Annotated in this window: 21 protein-coding genes; 7 read left to right on the forward strand and 14 right to left on the reverse strand. The window is 72.1% G+C overall.

Translation table 11 applies throughout. The features are described from left to right. The first annotated feature begins 28 nt into the window (after window positions 1-28). Window positions 29-1,291 (forward strand): PTS transporter subunit EIIC, encoded by a 1,263-nt coding sequence (locus IH25_RS0117295; protein WP_030610406.1) that lies wholly within the window; start codon window positions 29-31, stop codon window positions 1,289-1,291. Between the two features lie 60 nt (window positions 1,292-1,351). On the opposite strand, the gene IH25_RS0117300 is transcribed toward IH25_RS0117295, so the two are convergent. After that, window positions 1,352-2,104, reverse strand: a complete 753-nt coding sequence (locus IH25_RS0117300; RefSeq protein WP_030610408.1) for an MBL fold metallo-hydrolase — start codon at window positions 2,102-2,104, stop codon at window positions 1,352-1,354. 240 nt (window positions 2,105-2,344) lie between these two features. On the opposite strand from IH25_RS0117300, the gene IH25_RS0117305 reads away from it, so the two are divergent. After that, window positions 2,345-2,803 carry a type II toxin-antitoxin system PemK/MazF family toxin gene (locus IH25_RS0117305; RefSeq protein WP_030610409.1) on the forward strand — a complete coding sequence of 153 codons (459 nt, stop codon included), beginning with the start codon at window positions 2,345-2,347 and terminating at the stop codon, window positions 2,801-2,803. On the opposite strand, the gene IH25_RS0117310 is transcribed toward IH25_RS0117305, so the two are convergent. From IH25_RS0117310 to clpS, 8 genes are all read right to left on the reverse strand, one after another. Continuing rightward, window positions 2,800-3,261 (reverse strand): hypothetical protein, encoded by a 462-nt coding sequence (locus IH25_RS0117310; RefSeq protein WP_030610411.1) that lies wholly within the window; start codon window positions 3,259-3,261, stop codon window positions 2,800-2,802. The genes IH25_RS0117305 and IH25_RS0117310 overlap by 4 nt on opposite strands. Before the next feature lie 66 nt (window positions 3,262-3,327). Further along, a complete protein-coding gene (locus IH25_RS0117315; protein WP_030610416.1) occupies window positions 3,328-4,278 on the reverse strand; it encodes a PLP-dependent cysteine synthase family protein in 951 nt (316 codons plus the stop codon). A gap of 17 nt (window positions 4,279-4,295) precedes the next feature. Then, complete coding sequence (locus tag IH25_RS0117320) at window positions 4,296-4,574, reverse strand: MoaD/ThiS family protein (RefSeq protein ID WP_030610420.1); 279 nt, start codon at window positions 4,572-4,574, stop codon at window positions 4,296-4,298. Between the two features lie 95 nt (window positions 4,575-4,669). Then, window positions 4,670-4,765, reverse strand: a complete 96-nt coding sequence (locus tag IH25_RS42975; protein ID WP_342447365.1) for a putative leader peptide — start codon at window positions 4,763-4,765, stop codon at window positions 4,670-4,672. Window positions 4,766-4,844: 79 nt separating this feature from the next. Then, window positions 4,845-5,267, reverse strand: coding sequence for a M67 family metallopeptidase (locus tag IH25_RS0117330; protein WP_030610425.1), 423 nt, complete (start codon window positions 5,265-5,267; stop codon window positions 4,845-4,847). A gap of 147 nt (window positions 5,268-5,414) precedes the next feature. Then, the gene (locus IH25_RS0117335; RefSeq protein ID WP_030610428.1) at window positions 5,415-6,851 is read right to left on the reverse strand and encodes an amino acid permease; all 1,437 of its coding nucleotides are present in this window, start codon (window positions 6,849-6,851) and stop codon (window positions 5,415-5,417) included. Window positions 6,852-7,179: 328 nt separating this feature from the next. After that, window positions 7,180-7,785, reverse strand: coding sequence for a DUF2017 domain-containing protein (locus IH25_RS0117340; protein ID WP_030610432.1), 606 nt, complete (start codon window positions 7,783-7,785; stop codon window positions 7,180-7,182). 9 nt (window positions 7,786-7,794) lie between these two features. Continuing rightward, a complete protein-coding gene (clpS, locus tag IH25_RS0117345) occupies window positions 7,795-8,112 on the reverse strand; it encodes an ATP-dependent Clp protease adapter ClpS (protein WP_030610435.1) in 318 nt (105 codons plus the stop codon). Window positions 8,113-8,169: 57 nt separating this feature from the next. On the opposite strand from clpS, the gene IH25_RS0117350 reads away from it, so the two are divergent. Further along, window positions 8,170-9,516, forward strand: a complete 1,347-nt coding sequence (locus IH25_RS0117350) for a nicotinate phosphoribosyltransferase (RefSeq protein WP_030610439.1) — start codon at window positions 8,170-8,172, stop codon at window positions 9,514-9,516. 94 nt (window positions 9,517-9,610) lie between these two features. Next, complete coding sequence (locus IH25_RS0117355) at window positions 9,611-10,204, forward strand: isochorismatase family protein (RefSeq protein WP_030610442.1); 594 nt, start codon at window positions 9,611-9,613, stop codon at window positions 10,202-10,204. Window positions 10,205-10,213: 9 nt separating this feature from the next. Here the strand turns inward: IH25_RS0117355 and IH25_RS0117360 are convergent, their stop codons facing one another. After that, entirely contained in the window at window positions 10,214-10,546 is a 333-nt protein-coding gene (locus tag IH25_RS0117360; protein ID WP_030610445.1) for a hypothetical protein, read from the reverse strand. Window positions 10,547-10,667: 121 nt separating this feature from the next. After that, window positions 10,668-13,025, reverse strand: a complete 2,358-nt coding sequence (locus IH25_RS0117365; protein WP_030610448.1) for an immune inhibitor A domain-containing protein — start codon at window positions 13,023-13,025, stop codon at window positions 10,668-10,670. Window positions 13,026-13,390: 365 nt separating this feature from the next. Between IH25_RS0117365 and IH25_RS0117370 the strand changes: the two genes are divergently transcribed. Beyond that, a complete protein-coding gene (locus IH25_RS0117370; protein WP_030610451.1) occupies window positions 13,391-13,627 on the forward strand; it encodes a hypothetical protein in 237 nt (78 codons plus the stop codon). Window positions 13,628-13,690: 63 nt separating this feature from the next. On the opposite strand, the gene IH25_RS0117375 is transcribed toward IH25_RS0117370, so the two are convergent. Both IH25_RS0117375 and IH25_RS0117380 read right to left on the reverse strand, forming a co-directional pair. Next, the gene (locus IH25_RS0117375) at window positions 13,691-14,392 is read right to left on the reverse strand and encodes an RDD family protein (RefSeq protein ID WP_030610455.1); all 702 of its coding nucleotides are present in this window, start codon (window positions 14,390-14,392) and stop codon (window positions 13,691-13,693) included. Between the two features lie 95 nt (window positions 14,393-14,487). Beyond that, window positions 14,488-16,170, reverse strand: a complete 1,683-nt coding sequence (locus IH25_RS0117380; RefSeq protein WP_030610458.1) for an RDD family protein — start codon at window positions 16,168-16,170, stop codon at window positions 14,488-14,490. Between the two features lie 233 nt (window positions 16,171-16,403). Here IH25_RS0117380 and IH25_RS0117385 point away from each other — a divergent pair, with 233 nt between their 5' ends. Beyond that, a complete protein-coding gene (locus IH25_RS0117385) occupies window positions 16,404-16,817 on the forward strand; it encodes an SsgA family sporulation/cell division regulator (protein WP_030610461.1) in 414 nt (137 codons plus the stop codon). Window positions 16,818-16,858: 41 nt separating this feature from the next. Here the strand turns inward: IH25_RS0117385 and IH25_RS0117390 are convergent, their stop codons facing one another. Continuing rightward, a complete protein-coding gene (locus IH25_RS0117390; protein ID WP_030610464.1) occupies window positions 16,859-18,265 on the reverse strand; it encodes an FAD-binding oxidoreductase in 1,407 nt (468 codons plus the stop codon). Between the two features lie 92 nt (window positions 18,266-18,357). Here IH25_RS0117390 and IH25_RS0117395 point away from each other — a divergent pair, with 92 nt between their 5' ends. Beyond that, on the forward strand, window positions 18,358-19,824 hold the full coding sequence (locus IH25_RS0117395) for a tetratricopeptide repeat protein (RefSeq protein WP_030610468.1): 1,467 nt from the start codon (window positions 18,358-18,360) through the stop codon (window positions 19,822-19,824).

A 19,824-nucleotide genomic window follows, 5' to 3' on the forward strand; every position in this document is an offset into this window, starting at 1 on the left:
GGGCGGCGCCCTGCCCGATGGAGGAAGTATGACCACCGCCACCGAGTCGGCGGCCCCGGCCAAGAAGCCGGCCAAGAAGAAGGGGGCGGGCCTGCTCCAGGGCCTGCAGAAGGTCGGCCGCAGCCTACAGCTCCCGATCGCGGTCCTGCCGGCGGCGGGCATCATGGTCCGGCTCGGCCAGGACGACATCTTCGGCAAGGACGGCCTGGGCTGGGACAAGGTCGCGACCGTCTTCAACGCCGCGGGCGGTGCCATCACCACCAGCCTCCCCATCCTGTTCTGCATCGGCGTGGCCATCGGCTTCGCCAAGAAGGCGGACGGCTCCACCGCGCTCGCCGCGCTGGTCGGCTTCCTCGTCTACGACAAGGTGCTGAAGGCCTTCCCGGTGACCGAGGAGCACATCGAGAAGGGGAAGATCGTCGCGGCGACGTACAACAACCCCGGGGTGCTCGGCGGCATCATCATGGGTCTGCTCGCCGCCGTCATATGGCAGCGGTTCCACCGCACCAAGCTGGTGGACTGGCTCGGCTTCTTCAACGGCCGCCGGCTGGTGCCGATCATCATGGCGTTCGTCGGCGCCCTGGTCGGCGTCCTCTTCAGCCTCGTCTGGGAGCCCATCGGTGACGGCATCACCAGCTTCGGCGAGTGGATGACCGGCCTCGGCGCCGGTGGCGCGGCCCTGTTCGGCCTGGTCAACCGCGCTCTGATCCCCGTCGGCATGCACCAGTTCGTCAACACCGTGGCGTGGTTCCAGCTCGGCGACTTCAAGAACGCCTCCGGTGAGATCGTGCACGGCGACATCACCCGCTTCCTCGCGGGCGACTCCTCCGCCGGCCTCTTCCAGACCGGCTTCTTCCCGATCATGATGTTCGGTCTGCCGGCCGCCGCGATCGCCATCGCGCACTGCGCCCGCCCCGAGCGCCGCAAGGCCGTGATGGGCATGATGGTCTCCCTGGCGCTGACCTCCTTCGTGACCGGTGTGACCGAGCCCATCGAGTTCACCTTCATGTTCATCGCCCCGGTCCTCTACGTCCTCCACGCGGTGCTGACGGCCGTGTCCATGGCGGTCACCTGGGGGCTGGGCGTCCACGCGGGCTTCAACTTCTCGGCCGGCGCGATCGACTACCTGCTGAACTGGAACCTGGCGACCAAGCCGTGGCTGATCATCCCGGTCGGCCTGGTGTTCGCGGCGATCTACTACGCGGTCTTCCGGTTCGCGATTCTCAAGTTCGACCTGAAGACCCCGGGCCGCGAGCCCGAGGAGGAGGTCGAGGACCTCACCAAGGCGTGAGCGAGGCATGAGGAAGGCCCCGGAGCCCATGGCTCCGGGGCCTTTTCGCGTGTTCAGGTGTCAGATCTCGTACGTCCGGCGGGGCGCGGCCAGCTCCACCGGTCCGGGGAACACCTCGCGCGCGTGCCGCAGGTTGACCTGGGGGTCCGTCCACGGCGGGATGTGGGTGAGAACCAGCCGGCGGGCGCCCGCGCGGACCGCCGTCTCGCCCGCCTCGCGGCCGTTGAGGTGCAGGTCGGGGATGCTCTCCTTGCCGTGCGTGAACGCGGCCTCGCACAGGAACAGGTCGGTGTCCCGGGCCAGCTCGTCCAGCGCCTCGGTGACACCCGTGTCGCCGGAGTACGTCAGCGACTTCCCGCCGTGCTCGATACGGATGCCGTACGCCTCCACGGGGTGGCGGACCCGCTCGGTGTGCACGGTGAAGGGGCCGATCTCGAAGGTGGAGGGCTTCACCGTGTGGAAGTCGAAGACCTCGCTCATGGAGGAGGCGGAGGGGGTGTCCGCGTAGGCCGTGGTCAGGCGGTGTTCGGTGCCCTCGGGGCCGTAGACCGGCAGGGGGTCGCACCGGCCGCCCTCGTGGCGGTAGTAGCGGGCCACGAAGTACGCGCACATGTCGATGCAGTGATCGGCGTGCAGGTGGCTGAGGAAGATCGCGTCGAGGTCGTAGAGACCGCAGTGGCGCTGCAGCTCGCCCAGGGCGCCGTTGCCCATGTCGAGAAGCAGCCGGAAGCCGTCGGCCTCGACGAGGTAGCTCGAACAGGCCGATTCCGCGGACGGGAACGACCCCGAGCAGCCGACGACGGTGAGCTTCATGAAGCAGAAACCTCCGTTGGCGGAAAAGAGCGGTGGGCAGGGTGGTGGAGCCACTCGGAAAGAGGGCTGTCGGGGGTCGTGCGGTTTGTCGAGCGTAAGGCGCGAGGGCGCGGGTCGCTCCGTTGCCAGGGGCCGTTGTGGGCGAACTCACCTGTGCTGTCACCGGTTCGGCTGGACCGGGGGCGCACCGGGTTCCCCGGAGGGCGCGCGATGTGCGGCGCGCGCCGGTAACGTCGTCGTATGGACACGTCCTGGTGGCTGGCGCTCGCGGCGGTGGTGCTGCTCGCGCTGGTGGCCACGCTCGTCGACGGCTGGGGCCGGGGCCGCAGGCCCGCCGGACGACGGCTGCGGCCGCCGGGCCGGGCGGGCGTGCGGTCCGGGACCGCGCCGCGGCCCTCCCCCGGGGACATCTGGTGGGCGCACGTCCCCTTCGAGGACCGGCCGGGGCACAAGGACCGGCCCTGCCTGGTGCTGGCCGTGCGCGGCGACCGGGCCACGGTCGCGAAGATCACCAGCAGGTTCCACGACGAGCGCAGCGGGGTGATCCCGCTGCCGCCCGGCGCGGTCGGCGACGCCCAGGGCCGCCCGAGTTTCCTGGAGACCGACGAGTTGCGCGAGGTCCCGGTGGACGGCTTCCGCCGCCGGGTGGGCGTGGTCGACCCGGTGCTGTGGGACCAGGTGCGGCACCTGGCCGGTTAGCCGACCCGGACGCTGACCGTCCACTCCTCGGTGCCCTTGCAGGAGGCCTGGTCCGGTGCGGTGGGCTCGGGGCACAGGGGGCGGGACGAGGTGAGCTTCACGGTGCCGGGGGCCACCGCGCGGTACGCGGCCGTGGCGTCGCCCGGCTGGAGGACGAGGCCCGCGTTGATCGCCTCCAGTCCGCTGCCGCTCACGGTGACCGGCTTCCAGGGGCGGCCCTTGGTGCCGTCCAGGGTGAGCCGGAGCTCGCCGCCCTTGGCCACGCAGACCGTGCGGTCCTGGTCGGCGGCCGTCAGGTGCGCGTGACCGGTGCAGTCGCCGGCGTTCCGGCCGGCCGAGGGCGCGCCGGTGCCGGACGGCGCCGGCGCCCGGCCGCCGCTCCCGGTGTCCTGCCGGGAGCCGCAGCCGGCCAGGAGCAGCACGGCCGCCGCGAGGACGAGGGGCGTGGTACGGCGCATGGGGTCCGCCTTTCCGCGAGGAGTACTGGTGCGGATGTGACGTACCACCGGCGCGTCCGGATCCCGCTACGCCCAGAGCTGTCCCTGGAGCGTGGCGATCGCTTCCTCGGTGGTGGCCGCCGTGTAGACGCCGGTGGACAGGTACTTCCAGCCGCCGTCGGCCACGATGAAGACGATGTCGGCGCTCTCGCCCGCCTTGACGGCCTTGTTGCCGACGCCGATCGCCGCGTGCAGGGCGGCGCCGGTGGAGACGCCCGCGAAGATGCCCTCCTGCTGGAGGAGTTCACGGGTGCGGGTGACCGCGTCGGCCGAGCCGACCGAGAAGCGGGTGGTGAGGACGGAGGCGTCGTACAGCTCGGGGACGAAGCCCTCGTCGAGGTTGCGCAGGCCGTAGACCAGGTCGTCGTAGCGCGGTTCGGCGGCGACGATCTTCACGTCCGGCTTGTGCTCGCGCAGGTAGCGGCCGACGCCCATGAGGGTGCCGGTGGTGCCGAGGCCCGCCACGAAGTGGGTGACCGAGGGCAGGTCGGCGAGGATCTCCGGGCCGGTGGTCGCGTAGTGGGCGCCCGCGTTGTCCGGGTTGCCGTACTGGTAGAGCATCACCCAGTCGGGGTGCTCGGCGGCCAGCTCCTTGGCCACGCGCACCGCGGTGTTGGAGCCGCCGGCGGCCGGCGAGGAGATGATCTCGGCGCCCCACATGCCGAGCAGGTCCCGGCGTTCCTGCGAGGTGTTCTCCGGCATCACGCACACCATCCGGTAGCCCTTGAGCTTGGCGGCCATGGCGAGGGAGATGCCGGTGTTGCCGGAGGTGGGTTCGAGGATCGTGCAGCCGGGGGTGAGCCGGCCGTCCTTCTCCGCCTGCTCGATCATGTGCAGCGCGGGGCGGTCCTTGACCGAGCCGGTGGGGTTGCGGTCCTCCAGCTTGGCCCAGATCCGCACGTCGGGGGACGGCGACAGCCGCGGCAGGCGCACCAGGGGGGTGTTGCCCACCGCGGCCAGCGGGGAGTCGTAGCGCATCGCTGTACGGGAGCCGGTCAGCGCATGCCGCCGGCCACGGCCGGCAGGATCGTGACGTTGTCGCCGTCGGACAGCTTGGTCTTGATGCCCTCCAGGAAGCGGACGTCCTCGTCGTTCAGGTACACGTTGACGAAGCGGCGCAGCTCGCCGCCGTCCACCAGACGGGCCTGGATGCCGGCGTGCCGGGTCTCGAGGTCGGCGAACAGGTCGGCGAGGGTGTCGCCGTTGCCCTCCACCGCCTTCTGACCGTCGGTGTACTGGCGGAGGATGGTCGGGATGCGGACCTCGATGGCCATGGCTCAGGGCTCCTGTCGGAAGGTGTCGTCGGTTCGGTCAGGCGCGCGGCGGCGGCCCGCCGCGGCGCGGGGCCGTACGGCGGCAGCGGCGTGGGTCAACAAAGGGCGCTGTTCAGCCTGCACAGGTCGACGTGCAGCCGCGCCACGAGCAGCGTGCCCGGCGCCCTGTCGCCCACGTCGAGAAGAACCATGGGCTCATCGTATCGATTCCCGGCCCGCGGCCCGGAGTGTGATTCCGCATGCCGGACGGATTTCGTCCGGTGGGTGGGATCAGTAGTCCGTCACGACCCTGACCTCCTCCTCGGTTACCTGGCCGTCCACGATCCGGAAGGAGCGGAACTGGAAGTCGCCGAGGCCGTCGGTGTCGGCGGTGGACACCAGGACGTAGTGGGCGCCGGGCTCGTTGGCGTAGGAGATGTCGGTGCGCGAGGGGTAGGCCTCGGTGGCGGTGTGGGAGTGGTAGATGACCACCGGCTCCTCGTCGCGGTCGTCCATCTCCCGGTAGAGCTTGAGGAGATCGCCGGAGTCGAACTCGTAGAAGGTGGGCGACATCGCCGCGTTCAGCATGGGGATGAAGCGCTCGGGGCGGTCCGTGCCCGCCGGGCCCGCCACCACGCCGCACGCCTCGTCGGGGTGGTCCGCGCGCGCGTGGGCGACGATCTGGTCGTACAGGGCCTGGGTGATGGTCAGCATGGGGGTCAGGATAAGCAGAGGGCCGTTCCGTACCGATGGGTGGTACGGAACGGCCCACATGCCGGACGTCCTGAGCGGCGGCCGACGGGGGCGCCACGAGAGCTCCCGGCGGCCGGACGTCCCTTTCCGGAAGGTCCGGGGTCCGGGTCAGCGCTTGCGGAAGGCCGCGGCCTCCGGGTCGCGGCGCCGGAGCACCAGGTAGGCGCCCGCGAGGATCAGGCCCCACACCGGCGCGCAGTACAGCGAGACCCGGGCGTCCTTGTCGATGCCCATCAGCACGATCACCATGCCGATGAAGGCGAGCGCGACCAGGCTGGTCCACGGCGCGCCCGGGGCGCGGAACTCCGAGCGGGGCAGCTCGCCGCGGTCGGCCTTGGCCCGGTAGCGGATCTGGCAGATCAGGATGACGATCCAGGCCCACATGCCGGAGATGGTCGCGAAGGACACCACGTAGTCGAACGCCTTGCCCGGCCACTGGTAGTTGATCCAGACGCCGACCAGCATCAGCGCGGCGGAGAACGTGGTGCCGATCAGCGGGGTACCGCTGGACGTCAGCTTGGTGAACGCCTTCGGACCCTGGCTGTTGAGCGCCAGGTCGCGCAGCATGCGGCCGGTGGAGTACATGCCGGAGTTGCAGGACGACAGCGCGGCGGTGAGCACGACGAAGTTGACGATGCCCGCGCCGGCCGGGAGGCCCATCTTCTCGAAGGCGACCACGAAGGGGCTGTTGCCCGCGCTGAAGCTGGTCCACGGCACGACCGAGAGGATCATGATCAGCGCGCCGACGTAGAAGACGGCGATGCGCCACGGCACGGTGTTGATCGCCTTGGGCAGCACGGTCTTGGGGTCCTTGGACTCGCCCGCGGTCACACCGACCAGCTCGACGGCGAGGAAGGCGAACATCACCATCTGCAGGGTCATCAGCGTGTCGTCGATGCCGTGCGGGAAGAAGCCGCCCTGGTTCCACAGGTGGGCGACGGAGGCGGTGTCGCCGGCGTCGGAGAAGCCGAGGGTGAGGATGCCGGCGCAGATCAGGATCATGCCGATGATGGCGGTGACCTTGACCATGGAGAACCAGAACTCCAGTTCACCGAAGAGCTTCACGGAGATCAGGTTGGCGCCGTAGAGGACGACGGTGAACACCAGGGCCGACAGCCACTGCGGGATGTCGGTCCAGTACGTGATGTACTTCGCCGCGGCGGTGACCTCGGTGATGCCCGTGACCACCCAGAACAGCCAGTACGTCCATCCGGTCACGAAACCGGCGAACGGGCCGATGAACTCCCGCGCGTAGTCGGAGAACGAACCCGACACGGGGCGGTACATCAGCAGCTCGCCGAGCGCCCGCATGATGAAGAAGATGATGAGGCCCGCGACGGCGTACGCCAGGATCAGGCTGGGGCCGGCCTTGGAAATGCCCTTGCCCGCGCCGAGGAACAGGCCGGTGCCGATGGCCCCGCCGATGGCGATCATCTGGATCTGCCGGGCCCCCAGCCCGCGCTGATACCCCTCGCCGCCCTCGCTGCCCTCGGCCCCCGCGGCCTCATTGCCGTCGCGATGCTGATCGACCTGCGCTGAGGTCATGTGTGGTGCGCCTTTCTCCATGCCGAACCGGGCCTTGCGTCGGCCTCGGATCGGATCTCGATCCCCCCGGATTGATGGAGCTGTTGCCTGGCCGACGGTCGTCGGCTCGGTGGCGCACCCGGCCGAACATGGGTGGTGTTGGCCGGGCGGTCGTGAAGATTTATCACGGGCGCAATACTGATCACAGAGGGGCAGTGTGAGGCACTGCACAGGCAAAAGCGGACAAAGACGGTCCGAAAGTAGCAAAAGATGCTGGGATGGTGATGCGATCGTTATCCGGGGTTGAGCGTCCTCTGAGCGAACACCGATCGGAATCAGCCAGTCCGCCTCACGGCATCAAGGTCGACACCAAGGTCTCCTGGAGCCCGCCCAGCCAGAGGTACGCCAGCACCATCGGCTTGCGCGGATCCTCGTCCGGCAGCCGGTAGAGCAGCTCCGTGTCGTCCTCGTCGGTGATCTCCAGCCGGGCGCCGATCGCCAGCCGGAGGTCGTTGAGGGCGCCGAGCCACTGCCGGGACTCCTCCGGCGTCAGCTTCAGCACCGCGCCGCCCTCCCCGGCCGGGGTGAGCGCGTCCAGGGAGCGGATCACGCCGAGCGCGGTCTCCCGCTTGCCCGCACGCAGGTCGTTCTCGGTGTAGCGGCGGAACTCGGCGGAGTGCGCCCGCCGCTCCTCGGCCTCGGCCGGCGAGGCGGGGGCCTGCTCCGGGTCGCTGTAGGCGTCCGGGAAGAGCCTGCGCAGGACCGGGTCGGCCGGCGGCTCGCTCGGGCCCTCGGCGAACAGCTCGGCCAGCGGGTCGGCCGGGGCGTCGGCGCCCGGGCCGGGGCCGATGAGCTCCAGGAGCTGGACGGCCAGCGAGCGGATGATGGAGATCTCGACGTCGTCGAGGGCGACGGCCGCGCCGCCGCCGGGGAGCGGTTCGAAGTGTCCGGGCATCTGCGGCGTTTACTTCCGGTCCTGCTGGAGGGTGGCCCACAGTCCGTAGCCGTGCATCGCCTGCACGTCGCGCTCCATCTCCTCGCGGCTCCCGCTGGAGACGACCGCCCGGCCCTTGTGGTGGACGTCGAGCATGAGCTTGGTGGCCTTGTCCTTGGAGTAGCCGAAGTACGTCTGGAAGACGTAGGTGACGTAGCTCATGAGATTGACCGGGTCGTTGTGGACGATGGTGACCCAGGGGACGTCGGGTTCGGGTACGACGGAGATCTCCTCCGCCGACTCGGTGCGTTCGATCTCTACGGGCGCGGGTGACGTCACACTGCCCATGCTGCCACGGCCTCCATAAATCGTCACACCGACGAAAAGGGAGTACGATTCCCCGACATGAACACAGCGGACCTTGGGCTGCCGGTGGACGTTCCCTCGACGGCGCTCTTCACGGACCAGTACGAGCTGACGATGCTGCGCGCCGCGCTGAAGGCCGGTACGGCCGAACGGCGGAGCGTGTTCGAGGTCTTCACCCGGCGGCTGCCGAACGGGCGCCGCTACGGCGTGGTGGCCGGGACCGGGCGGGTCCTGGACGCGGTGGAGAACTTCCGCTTCGACCCGGGCGTCCTCGGCTTCCTGCGCGAGCGGCGGATCGTCGACGAGGAGACCCTGGAGTGGCTCGCCGGCTACCGCTTCAGCGGGGACATATGGGGCTACCCCGAGGGCGAGGTGTACTTCCCCGGCTCGCCGATCCTGCGGGTGGAGGGCAGCTTCGCCGAGTGCGTCCTGCTGGAGACGGTGATCCTGTCCATCCTCAACCACGACTCCGCGATCGCCGCCGCCGCCTCCCGGATGGCCTCCGCCGCCGGTGACCGGCCGCTGATCGAGATGGGCGCCCGGCGCACCCACGAGCTGGCCGCCGTGGCCGCCGCCCGCGCCGCCTACGTCGGCGGCTTCGCCACCACCTCCGACCTCGCGGCCGGGTTCCGCTACGGCATCCCCACCGTGGGCACCTCGGCGCACGCCTTCACCCTGCTGCACGACCGCGAGCGGGACGCCTTCCAGGCCCAGGTGGAGACCCTCGGCCGGGGCACCACCCTGCTGGTGGACACCTACGACGTCGCCGAGGCCGTCCGGACGGCGGTGGAGGTGGCCGGCCCCGAGCTGGGCGCGGTCCGCATCGACTCCGGCGACCTGCTGCTGGTGGCCCACCGGGTGCGGCAGCAGCTGGACGAGCTGGGCGCCACCGATACGAAGATCATCGTGACCTCCGACCTGGACGAGTACGCCATCGCCTCGCTGGCCGCCGCGCCCGTGGACGCCTACGGCGTCGGCACCCAGCTGGTGACCGGCTCCGGGCACCCCACCAGCTCCATGGTCTACAAGCTGGTCGCCCGTGCCGACTCCGCCGACCCCAAGGCGCCGCTGGTGCCGGTCGCGAAGAAGTCCAGCGGCGGCAAGATGTCGGTCGGGGGCCGCAAGTGGGCGGCGCGCCGGCTGGACGCGGACGGGACCGCCGAGGCCGAGGTCGTCGGCACCGGGCCGGTGCCGGCCGAGCTGGCCGACCGGCAGCTGCTGGTGCCGCTGGTGCGCGGCGGGACGGTGGTGGCCCGCGAGCCGCTGGACGTGCCCCGGGAGAGGCACATCGCGGCGCGCGCGAATCTGCCGCTGTCCGCGACCCAGCTCTCGCGCGGGGAACCCGTCATCCCGACGGAGTACGTGCACGGGCGCTCGGGTAGCTAAAGCGCGACCGCCGTCCGCCCCTTCCCACCCCTCCCGCACGGGCCCGGAAGTCTCTAGGCTCAGTTACTTCACTCTCAGTCGAAGGACACCCACCATGCGCCGCGCCTTGATCGTCGTAGATGTGCAGAACGACTTCTGCGAGGGGGGCAGCCTCGCGGTGGCCGGGGGGGCGGACGTGGCCGCCGCCGTCACGGAGCTGATCGGCGAGGCGGCGGGCACCGGGTACCGGCACGTGGTGGCCACCCGGGACCACCACATCGCGCCCGGCGGTCACTTCGCCGACGACCCCGACTACGTCCGCTCCTGGCCCGCGCACTGTGTCGCGGGCACGGAGGGCGTGGGCTTCCACCCGAACTTCGCGCCCGCGGTCGCCTCCGGCGCGGTGGACGCCGTGTTCGACAAGGGGGCGTACGCGGCGGCGTACAGCGGCTTCGAGGGCGCCGACGAGCACGGCGTGTCCCTGGCCGACTGGCTCCGCGCCCGGGAGATCACGGAGGTGGACGTGGTGGGCATCGCCACGGACCACTGCGTACGGGCCACCGCCCTGGACGCGGCCCGCGAGGGCTTCCGCACCCAGGTCCTGCTGGACCTCACGGCCGGGGTGTCCGCGGAGACCACCGAGCGGGCCTTGGAGGAGCTGCGGGCGGCGGGGGTCGAGCTGGCCGGCAAGCCGGTGGTCGGCGGCTGAGCGGGCGCGTCAGCCCACCGCCGTCGGCCCCCGCAGCAGCGCCCGGATGGGGTGCCACAGTTCCGTCGCCATGACGCCGCCGGCCGCCGTGGGGGCCGTGGGCGCCGTGCGCCAGACCAGGCCGTCGGGGTGGTGCAGCACCGCCGTGATCTCGTCCGGGGTCGGCGGCTCGGCGTTGCCCCGCAGGTACACCGCCCGCAGGCCCAGGTTGCGCAGCCTGGTCAGGGCGCGTGCGCGGTTGGCGGCGTGCACCAGGATCCGCACCCCGGCGGAGCCGTACGGCAGGTTGAGCGCCACCACCACCGTGCCGTTCGGCAGCTTGCTGAAGCCTCCAGCGGCCATGCGGTCACTTCCCCGTTCCGGTGGGTGTCAATAAGCGGTCCATAGGACGCACCTAAACACGATCGGCGGCGACCCGCCAGGGGGTCGCCGCCGATACGCCTGTGACCTGCGGTGATACGGGTTACTTCACCGCGGGGCCGACCTTGAGGGAGATCGTCGAGCCGTCCTTGGCCTCCTTGACGATCGTGATCTTGGTGTTGGTGTCAGTGACCTTCACACCACCGGTCGGGTTCGCCGGGTCGTAGTAGGTGCTGGTGTGGTCGTTGAAGACCGGCACGCCCTTCGAGCCCTTGATCTTCAGCGCGACATCGGCCTTGTGCAGGGTGATGCCGTCGGTGGCGTACAGGCTGAACGGCGAGTCGTAGGCCTGGACGCGGTTGCGCAGCAGCGTGCCGTCGGCCCACTTCAGCGCCGTCGGGTGCGAGTCGACGGGGAGGATCAGACCGGAGCCCGGGTGACCGTTGGTGCTGTTGGTGTTGTTGTCGGCCTGGGAGGTGTCCCACTTCCAGATCAGCAGGCCGTTCTGGTACGGGTAGTGCTCCACCCAGTCCGGGCGCGCCGCGGAGCCGAAGTTGTACGGGCCCGTCTTCAGCGTCTTGTCGTACGACACGTACTGCCGGTTCTCGGCGAGGTAGTACTGCTTGTAGTCCTTGGTGAAGGACGCGCCGATGCGGGAGAAGCCGTTCGCGGTCCAGCCGGCGTCCGCCTTCTCGGCGTCGTCCGAGAACAGCGGGGCGCCGTCGGCGGTCACGGTGATCTCGTCGGCGGTGAAGCCGTTCTCCGCGACACCGCCGTCGGTGGCGTAGCGGAAGCGCAGGTCGATCTTCTTGCCCGCGTAGGCGTCGAGCGGGAACGACAGCTTCTTGTGCGTCTGCGAGAAGCCGCTCAGCGCGGGCTTGCCGCTGGCGTCCTTCGGCAGGGCCTGGCCGTCCGCCGTGCCGTCCAGCGCGGTCCAGTTGGCGCCGCCGTCGGTGGACACCTCGGTGTAGACGTAGTCGTAGCCCTCCTCGGTGGCCCACCAGCCGTCCAGGCTGAGGCTCGCCGAGGTCTTGCCGGTCAGGTCCACGGACCGGGTCAGCGTGTTCTTCAGGTCGTTGCCGCTGCCGCTCCACCACTGGGTGGAGCCCTGGGCGGGCTGGGTGATCGTGGTGGTGACCGCCTTGTCGGGCAGGTTGACCACGAGGGCCTGCTTGTCGAAGGTGTTGTACTCGGCGGGGCCCAGCTTGTGCGTGGACTGCTTGCCGGCCGTGGCGGTGTCGTAGTTCAGCCAGCCCAGCTGGAGCTTGTCCCAGGCGTTCATGTCACCGGGCAGGTCGCCGATGGACTCCTTGCCCCGGCCGAGCCAGGAGCCGGAGGACATCAGGGTCCAGAAGCCGGTGGAGTTGTCGCCGCCCGCCGTGTCGTACTCGTCCGGCAGGCCGAGGTCGTGGCCGTACTCGTGGGCGAAGACGCCGAGGCCGCCGTTCTCCGGCTGGATGGTGTAGTCGCCGACCCAGATGCCGGTGTCGCCGACCTGGGTGCCGCCGAGCTTGTTGTTCTGCGGGCCGGTGGCACCGGCGTCGGTGCCGAAGGCGTACCAGCGGTGGGCCCAGATCGCGTCCTTGCCCTCGGCGCCGCCGCCCGCGGACTCGTCCTCACCGGCGTGCACGATCTGGAAGTGGTCGACGTAGCCGTCCGGCTCGTTGAAGTTGCCGTCGCCGTCGTAGTCGTACCGGTCCCACTGGTCGTACTGGGCGAGGTCCTTCTTGATGTCGGCGTCGGTGCGGCCGGCCGCCTTCTGCTGGGCGACCCAGGCGCTCAGGCCGTCGCTGACGACGTTCCACACGCTCGGGCAGTTGGTGGAACCGCACGCGTTGTTGCCGTAACGGGCTTCGTTGTAGGGGACCTTGACCCAGTCGGTGACCTCGCCGGAGACCGAGTAGCGGCCCGAGGACTGCTTCTCGTAGTACTTCTTCAGCGACTCGGTCTTCTTGCCGGTGCCGAAGTAGAGGTCCTGGTAGTGCTTCTGGTCGTAGTCCTGCTGCCAGGCCGTGGAGTTGTCCTTGGTGCGGTCCGGCGCGGCGATCCGGTTGTGCAGCGGGCCGGGCGTGCCACCGAACTTGGGGTCCGTCTTGTCCCCGAACTCCACCAGGATGGTGAAGATCTTGTCGGTCTTCTCGCGGCTCAGCTCGACGTACTTGCTCTTGCCCTTGGCGCTCTTGAGCTTGACGACCTTCGAGCCGTTGCGCTCCTGCGCGGTGGCCTCGCCGGATATGAGCTGGTTCAGGGCCTCTTCACGCTGGGCGTCCTGGGTCTTGCTCAGGGGGCCGTCCAGGTCGTGCTTCTGCTGCTTCACCGGCGCCGGGTCGTGCCGGTTCGCGGCGGCGGGCCGGGGCTGGGTGCCCGCCTCGGCGACGGCGAACGTCGCGAACGAGGCGGACGCCGCCGCGAGGGTCACGCCGATGGCGGCCGCTCTGAACGTCCAGGATCTGCTGGTCACTTGAGTTCCTCCCCCGCGCCGCGCACACGGACAGGGGGTTCCGGGCATGGAGGAATCCGTGCGCGCAAGATCAACGCGTGTAGTCAAGTGACGACATTTGACTAGAGGTTTGGCAGAAAAGACAGACCTTGACTTGAGCAGGACAAGTGCACTATGCGGAGGTGGAGTTCGCTTTACGGACAGGTGCCGGCATCCCGACAGCCCCGCGGAACCGTCCGCCTGACGGGCCGGTGACTCCGTGCGCCCCCCGTGCACCGGTACCGCGGGTCAGGTCGCGCTTACCGGGTGTTCCGCCCGGGCGGACGCCGGGAGAATCGAACGGCACCCCGTCTCCCGCCCCGAAGACTGCCGAGGACACGATGGCCATGCCGCGTCCGACCGCCGCACAGTTCGCCTACGGCTCCTGCACCGTGATCTTCTCGACGCTCGCCATGCTGCTGCTGTCCCAGACGACTTCGGGCCACTGGATCGCCGTCATCGCCCTCGCGGCCCTCGCGCTGGGCCTGCTGGTCGCGTGGACGGTCCCGGCGCCCGGGACGCGCGCACCGCGGGCGCCCGCCGAGCCGGCCGCGCACGAGGGGCGCCTGCCCACGGCCCCGTGAGCGCCCGCCGGCGCGTCGCTCGGCGGGTGCCGACCACCGGCTCAGCGCGTGCCGACCACCGGCTCAGCGGGTGCTGACCACCACCGTCTTGGCCGCCTTGTCGTGCAGGCCCTGCTTGTACGGCTTGTCGAAGAAGCTCCAGCCGCCCGCGACGGCCGTCCAGACGCAGGCGCAGCAGAAGGCGAACGGCACCCACAGCACCAGGGCGCGGGTCAGCGAGGTCGACACGGACGGGGTGGAGCCGTTCTCCAGGTCGGCCACGCGCAGGCCGAGCCACTTCTTGCCGAGGGTCTGCCCCGACCGGCTGATCATGAAGGTGTCGTACGCGACGTAGAGCACGGCCGTGATGAGGGACTGGGCGGCGGACCGGCCGACCTCGATCCGGTCGCTGTCGACGGTGTACTCGGTCACGCCGAACGCCAAGGTGAGCAGCCAGACGACGATGCCGACCACGATCATGTCGATGATCCGCGCGAGCGTCCGCTTGCCGCTGTCGGCCAGCGGGGGCATACCGGCCAGCGGATCGGCCGGATAACCGCCGGCCCCGGACCCGTAGGGGCCGCCGCCGTACGGTCCACCGCCGTGGGGGCCTTCCCCGTAGGGGCCGCCGCCGTAAGGGCCGCCGGGGGGCGGGGGCTGGCCGCCGCCGTACGGGGGCGGGGTGTCGTACGGCGAGCCCGGCCCCTGGTCCGACGGGGGCCGCTTCCTGAAGGGGTCGTCCTCGGGGGGCTGCTCTCCGGAGCCGGGGGGCGGTTCGCTGCTCATGGCCCGAGTGGAACCCGCGGGCCGCCGCCGCGCACCCGGCGGGCGGCCGGACGGAGTACCCGGCCCCTCTCCCCCGGCCCCTGCCTCTCCCCGGCTCAGCCCGCGACGAACGTGTGCGCCGCCTTGTCGTGCCAGCACTGGCGCCAGGGCCGGTCGAACAGACACCACAGCACGCCCACGACACCGACGACCAGCAGACCCGGCACGCTGAACACCAGCCAGCGGCGCAGCGCCGGGCCGAACGTCGGCGGCTCGTGCGCCTCGATGTCCCGCACCTCCAGGCCGCACAGCTTCTTGCCGAGGGTGCGGCCCCAGCGGACGGTGGGCAGCACCTCGGACAGGACGCCGGCGAGCAGCAGGACGGCGAGGACGATGCCGAGGCCGGTGCCGGTCGTGCCGTCGATCAGCCACACGGTGACCTGGTGCCCGGACAGCCGGGCCGCGTCGATCTTCTGCTGGACGTGGTCCGCGGCCCGCAGGCCGAGCGGCACCGCCGCGGCGGCCGTCACGGCACCCACCACGGCCAGGTCGATCAGCCGCGCCGCCAGCCGCTTGCCGAGCCCGGCGGGGCGGGCGGCGGCCTGGCGGCGCGCGGCGGCCTGGAAGAGGTCCTCCACCGGTGGCTTCCACGGCGCGACGGACGGCTCGTCCCCGCCCCCGGCCAGCTGGTGCACCTGCTGCGCCCAGGACGCCTGCCCGCCACCGGGCCCGCTGGTCACGGGGGTGGCGACGGGAGCGGGACCGGACTGCTGCGGCAGGGGGGACGCCACGGCGGGGGCGGGGTGGGGTGCCTGCGGCTGTGGTGACTGAGGGGCGAGGGGGGTGAGGGGGGTCTGCGCGGCGGCAGCGGCCTGGGCGGCGGCCTTGCCGGCACCGAAGCCGGAGGCCGCGGGGGCACCGACGGGGCCCTGGGCACCCTCGGCGGCGGGGCCGGGCGGGTCGGAGGGCACGGGGCGGATGGTCATCGTGCCGTCGTCGGTGCGGGCCGCCGCCGGGCCGGGCACCGGACGCCGGAAGACGAACGTGCCGGGGTCCGGGGCGTCGCCGACCTCGGCCGGGGGGACCGTCGCGGCGCCGTCGGCACGGGCGGCGCCCTGGCCACCGGGCCCCGCCGGGGAGTCCATCGACACCCTCGGGTCGGCACCCCAGGCACCACCCCGCCCGGCGTCCCCGCCGAACCCACCCGACCGGTCCCGCTGCCCGGGGAGACCGGGGGTGCCGGACTGGGCGGGGGCGGACTGGACGGGGGTGCCGGGCAGGCCGGGCCCGCCGGACTGGCCCGGTACGCCGGGCTGAGCGGGCATGTCGGGCAGGCCGGGTGCGCCGGACTGGGCGGTTCCACCCGGCCGACCGGGCGGGCCGGACAGACCCGGCCCGCCGGACTGGCCCGGTACGCCGGGCTGAGCGGGTGTGCCGAGCCCACCGGCCTGTGCGGTCGGGCCCGGCTGACCCGGCTGACCCGGCTGACCGGACTGACCCGGCGGGGCCGTCTGGCTCCACTGGGCGCCGGCCGAACCGGCACCGCCGGCCGTCCGTGGGTCCACGGCGGCGGGCGGGTCCTCGTCGAAGAAGTGGGGGCCCGTCTCCTCCACCGCCGGGGCGGCCGGCCGGATGCCGGGGGGCGGGATGAGCGGCTCGCCGTCCTTCGGCGCCGGACGGCTGGTGCCGGGCACCCAGGAGGCGCCGTTCCAGTACCGGACGTAGCCGGGGATGGACGGGTCCGGGTAGTAGCCCTCGCGGGGCCTGTCGTCGCCGGGTGCCGGGGTTGGGGCGCTCATGTCCGTCGTCCCGTATCTGCTCGGGGGTGGGATGGGGGCCTCCACATCTATCAGACCGGGGCAGCCCGCAGCGCCAGTCCCGCAGGACCCACCCCTTTCCGGGCAACGCCGTACCCGCTTTTTCGGGGTCCGCGGAAAAAACTTCCCCGGACCCGCGTAATGGTCCGGCCCCCGCCCGCTCTCCCCCGGTACGGGCCCGGTCCGAGCGGCCCCGAACAGAAGGGAGACACGTCATGCGGCACACCGTGGTGGAGCGGGAGCTGGAGCTGAGGCTCGTCATGTCACCGGAGGAGAGCGTCCCGGTGCCGGCCCGGCTCACCTACCGCTCCGACGACCCCTACGCCGTCCACATCGCCTTCCACATCAACTCCGAGCACCCGGTGCACTGGACGTTCGCCCGCGAGCTGCTGGTGGAGGGGGTGTTCCGGCCGTGCGGGCAGGGGGACGTGCGGGTGTGGCCGGGGCGGTCGGCCGGGCGCGGCGTCGTCCTGATGGCGCTGAGCGCGCCGGACGGCGACGCGCTGCTCCAGGCGCCCGTCGGGCAGGTCTCGGCCTGGCTGGAGCGGACGCTGCGGGCGGTGCCGCCGGGCACCGAGGGCGGTCAGCCGGGCCTCGACGACGCCCTCGACCAGCTCCTCGCCCGGTGAGCCGGGCGCCGGGGCACGGGCGTCCGCGACAGCCCGTGCGGTCAGAACAGCTTGCCGGGGTTGAGGATGCCCAGCGGGTCGAACGCCTGCTTCACCGCCCGCTGCATCTCCACCCCGACCGGCCCCAGCTCCCGGGCCAGCCACTCCTTCTTCAGCACACCGACCCCGTGTTCCCCGGTGATGGTGCCGCCCAGCTCCAGCCCCAGGGCCATGATCTCGTCGAAGGACTCGCGGGCCCGGCGGGACTCCTCGGGGTCGCGGGCGTCGAAGCAGACGGTGGGGTGCGTGTTGCCGTCGCCCGCGTGCGCGCACACCCCGATCGTCAGGTCGTACTTGGCGGCGATCCGCTCGACGCCGGCCAGCATCTCGCCGAGCCGGGAGCGGGGCACGCACACGTCGTCGATCATCGTCGTGCCCTTGACCGCCTCCAGCGCGGTCAGCGAGAGCCGCCGGGCCTGGAGCAGCAGTTCGGACTCGGCCGCGTCGTCGGCGGGCACGACCTCGGTGGCGCCGGCGGCCTCGCACAGGGCGGCGACGGCGGCCAGGTCGGCGGCGGGGTCCGGGGTGTCGAAGGCGGCCAGCAGCAGCGCCTCGGTGGTCTCGGGCAGGCCCATGTGCGCGAGGTCGTTGACCGCCTTGACCGTCGTACGGTCCATCAGTTCGAGGAGGGACGGGACGTGCCCGCCGGCCATGATGCGGCACACCGCGTCACAGGCGGCGGCGGCCGAGGCGAACTCGGCGGCCAGCACCAGCTGCGCGGGCGGCTTCGGCTTCAGCGCCAGCACCGCCCGGACGACGATGCCGAGGGAGCCCTCGGAGCCGACGAAGAGTCGGGTGAGGTCGTAGCCCGCGACGCCCTTGGCGGTGCGCCGGCCGGTGGACATCAGGCGGCCGTCGGCGAGGACGACGTCCAGGCCGAGGACGTACTCGGCGGTGACGCCGTACTTGACGCAGCACAGGCCGCCGGAGGCGGTGCCGATGTTGCCGCCGATGGTGCACATCTCCCAGCTGGAGGGGTCCGGCGGGTAGTACAGGCCGTGTTCCTCGACCGCACGGGAGAGGGTCGCGTTGATCACGCCCGGTTCCACCACGGCGATCCGGTCGACGGGGCTGATCTCCAGGATGCGGTCCATCTTGGTCAGCGACAGCACGATGCAGCCGTCGGTGGCGTTCGCGCCGCCGGACAGGCCGGTGCGGGCGCCCTGCGGGACCACCGGGACGCGCAGCTCGGTGGCGGTGCGCATGACGTGCTGGACCTGCTCGACGGTGCGCGGCAGGACGACGGCGGCGGGCCGGCCGGCCGGGCAGAAGCTCGCCATGTCGTTCGCGTAGGAGGCGGTGACGTCGGGGTCGGTCAGGACGGCCTCGGGCGGCAGGCCGGCCAGGAGCCGGTCGGCGAGGTTACCGGTGTGCTCGTCGCGTGGCGCTTCGATACGGCTCATGATCACAGCGTGACACTCGCGGCCATCGGTGTGAACCCCGCCCGCGCCGCCCTTGGGCCACCCGGATGTGCTCGTCATATTGACGCACAGTGAGCGCCATGGAGAACCGGCAGTGCGTGGGTACGTCCCTGATCTCCGAGCCGCCGGCGCCGCGCCGGCGGCGGGTGGTGCGGCGGCTGCTGCTCGCCGCGCTGGCGGGCAGTCTGGCGACGGGCGCGGTGCTGGTGCTGCTGCCCGGGGAGACGCAGCGGCACCGGACGGCCCGGCCGCCCGCCGCCGGTCCGCAGTCCCGGCCGCGGGAGCAGGCGCCGACGGCGGTGACCTACGGTGTGCCGGCCGCGCTGCCCGGGCTGACGGCGCTGATCGGGCGGCAGGAGCAGCGGGTGCGGGAGCGGCCGAAGGACGCCCTGGCGTGGGCGGTGCTGGGCTCGGCGTATGTGGAGCGGGGCCGCCGGGCGGTTGACGCGGCCGACTATCCGCGCGCCGAGCGGGCGCTGAGGGCCTCGCTGGAGGCGCGGGGCGCGCGGAACACCGAGGCGCTGGACGGGCTGGCCGCGCTGGCGCTGGCGCGCCGGGACTTCCCGGCGGCGAAACGGTACGCCGAGCAGGCCGGGCAGGCGGCGCCGAAACGGTGGTCGGCGTACCCGGCGCTGATCGACGCCTACACCGGGCTCGGCGACTACGAGAAGGCCCGCGCCGCCCTGGACAAGCTGCTGGCGCTGCGCACCGACGCGGCGGTGCGGCCGGCCGTGATGGCGCGGGCGGCGGCGGTGTACCGGGACCGGGGCTGGCGCGAGGACGCGGTGGCCCAGCTGACCGACGCGGCTGCCGCCGCCCGCACCCCGGCGGAGCGGGCCGCCTGGCTGGCCGGGGTGGGGCAGCTGGCCTGGGAACGCGGGGACCTGCCGGAGGCGCTGCGGCACTTCGAGGCGGCGCTGCGGCTCGATGCGGACCAGCGGGCGGCGGCGGCCGGGCGGGCGCGGACGCTGGCCGCGCTGGACCGCACCTCGGAGGCGCTGGCCGCGTACCGGGCCGCCGTCGCCCACCGGCCGCGCCCGGAGGACCTGCTGGAGCTGGGCGAGCTGCAGGAGTCGCTGGGGCAGCCGGGCGCCGCCGAGGAGAGTTACGCGCGGATGCGCGAGGCGGTGGCGCGGTCGGTGGCGGGCGGGGTGGACGAGGAGCTGCTGATCGGCCGGTTCGAGGCGGACCACGGGGACCCGTGGGAGGCCGTGGAGCGGCTGGAGGAGGAGTGGCGGCGGCAGCCGGGCATCGAGGTGGCCGACGCGCTGGGCTGGGCGCTGCACCGCACCGGCGAGGACCAGCGGGCGCTGACGTACGCGGCCGTCGCGACGGACAAGGCGAAGGGCGGCGGGGTGCGCAGCGCGCTGTACGCGTACCACCTGGGGGTGATCGAGGCGGAGCTGGAGCGGACCGGCCCCGCCCGGCGGCACCTCCAGGAGGCGCTCAGGATCAACCCGTACTTCTCGCCGCTGCGGGTGCCGCTGGTCCAGGAGGCGCTGCGGGAGCTGGGCGACGTACCCGAGGAGCCGCCGCCCAGCGAGTAG

Origin of the sequence: Streptomyces achromogenes subsp. achromogenes (assembly GCF_000720835.1) — a bacterium.
GTDB lineage: Bacteria > Actinomycetota > Actinomycetes > Streptomycetales > Streptomycetaceae > Streptomyces > Streptomyces achromogenes.

Bases quoted from the DNA above. Each gene is read 5' to 3' on its own strand.
- IH25_RS0117335 (WP_030610428.1), bottom strand. From the start codon at position 6,851: ATGACCTCAGCGCAGGTCGATCAGCATCGCGACGGCAATGAGGCCGCG.
- IH25_RS0117370 (WP_030610451.1), top strand. From the start codon at position 13,391: ATGCCGCGTCCGACCGCCGCACAGTTCGCCTACGGCTCCTGCACCGTG.
- IH25_RS0117310 (WP_030610411.1), bottom strand. From the start codon at position 3,261: ATGCGCCGTACCACGCCCCTCGTCCTCGCGGCGGCCGTGCTGCTCCTG.
- IH25_RS0117330 (WP_030610425.1), bottom strand. From the start codon at position 5,267: ATGCTGACCATCACCCAGGCCCTGTACGACCAGATCGTCGCCCACGCG.
- IH25_RS0117305 (WP_030610409.1), top strand. From the start codon at position 2,345: ATGGACACGTCCTGGTGGCTGGCGCTCGCGGCGGTGGTGCTGCTCGCG.
- IH25_RS0117380 (WP_030610458.1), bottom strand. From the start codon at position 16,170: ATGAGCGCCCCAACCCCGGCACCCGGCGACGACAGGCCCCGCGAGGGC.
- IH25_RS0117355 (WP_030610442.1), top strand. From the start codon at position 9,611: ATGCGCCGCGCCTTGATCGTCGTAGATGTGCAGAACGACTTCTGCGAG.
- IH25_RS0117350 (WP_030610439.1), top strand. From the start codon at position 8,170: ATGAACACAGCGGACCTTGGGCTGCCGGTGGACGTTCCCTCGACGGCG.
- IH25_RS0117295 (WP_030610406.1), top strand. From the start codon at position 29: ATGACCACCGCCACCGAGTCGGCGGCCCCGGCCAAGAAGCCGGCCAAG.
- IH25_RS0117300 (WP_030610408.1), bottom strand. From the start codon at position 2,104: ATGAAGCTCACCGTCGTCGGCTGCTCGGGGTCGTTCCCGTCCGCGGAA.
- IH25_RS0117320 (WP_030610420.1), bottom strand. From the start codon at position 4,574: ATGGCCATCGAGGTCCGCATCCCGACCATCCTCCGCCAGTACACCGAC.
- IH25_RS0117385 (WP_030610461.1), top strand. From the start codon at position 16,404: ATGCGGCACACCGTGGTGGAGCGGGAGCTGGAGCTGAGGCTCGTCATG.
- IH25_RS0117395 (WP_030610468.1), top strand. From the start codon at position 18,358: ATGGAGAACCGGCAGTGCGTGGGTACGTCCCTGATCTCCGAGCCGCCG.
- IH25_RS0117360 (WP_030610445.1), bottom strand. From the start codon at position 10,546: ATGGCCGCTGGAGGCTTCAGCAAGCTGCCGAACGGCACGGTGGTGGTG.
- IH25_RS0117375 (WP_030610455.1), bottom strand. From the start codon at position 14,392: ATGAGCAGCGAACCGCCCCCCGGCTCCGGAGAGCAGCCCCCCGAGGAC.
- clpS (WP_030610435.1), bottom strand. From the start codon at position 8,112: ATGGGCAGTGTGACGTCACCCGCGCCCGTAGAGATCGAACGCACCGAG.
- IH25_RS0117340 (WP_030610432.1), bottom strand. From the start codon at position 7,785: ATGCCCGGACACTTCGAACCGCTCCCCGGCGGCGGCGCGGCCGTCGCC.
- IH25_RS0117315 (WP_030610416.1), bottom strand. From the start codon at position 4,278: ATGCGCTACGACTCCCCGCTGGCCGCGGTGGGCAACACCCCCCTGGTG.
- IH25_RS42975 (WP_342447365.1), bottom strand. From the start codon at position 4,765: ATGGTTCTTCTCGACGTGGGCGACAGGGCGCCGGGCACGCTGCTCGTG.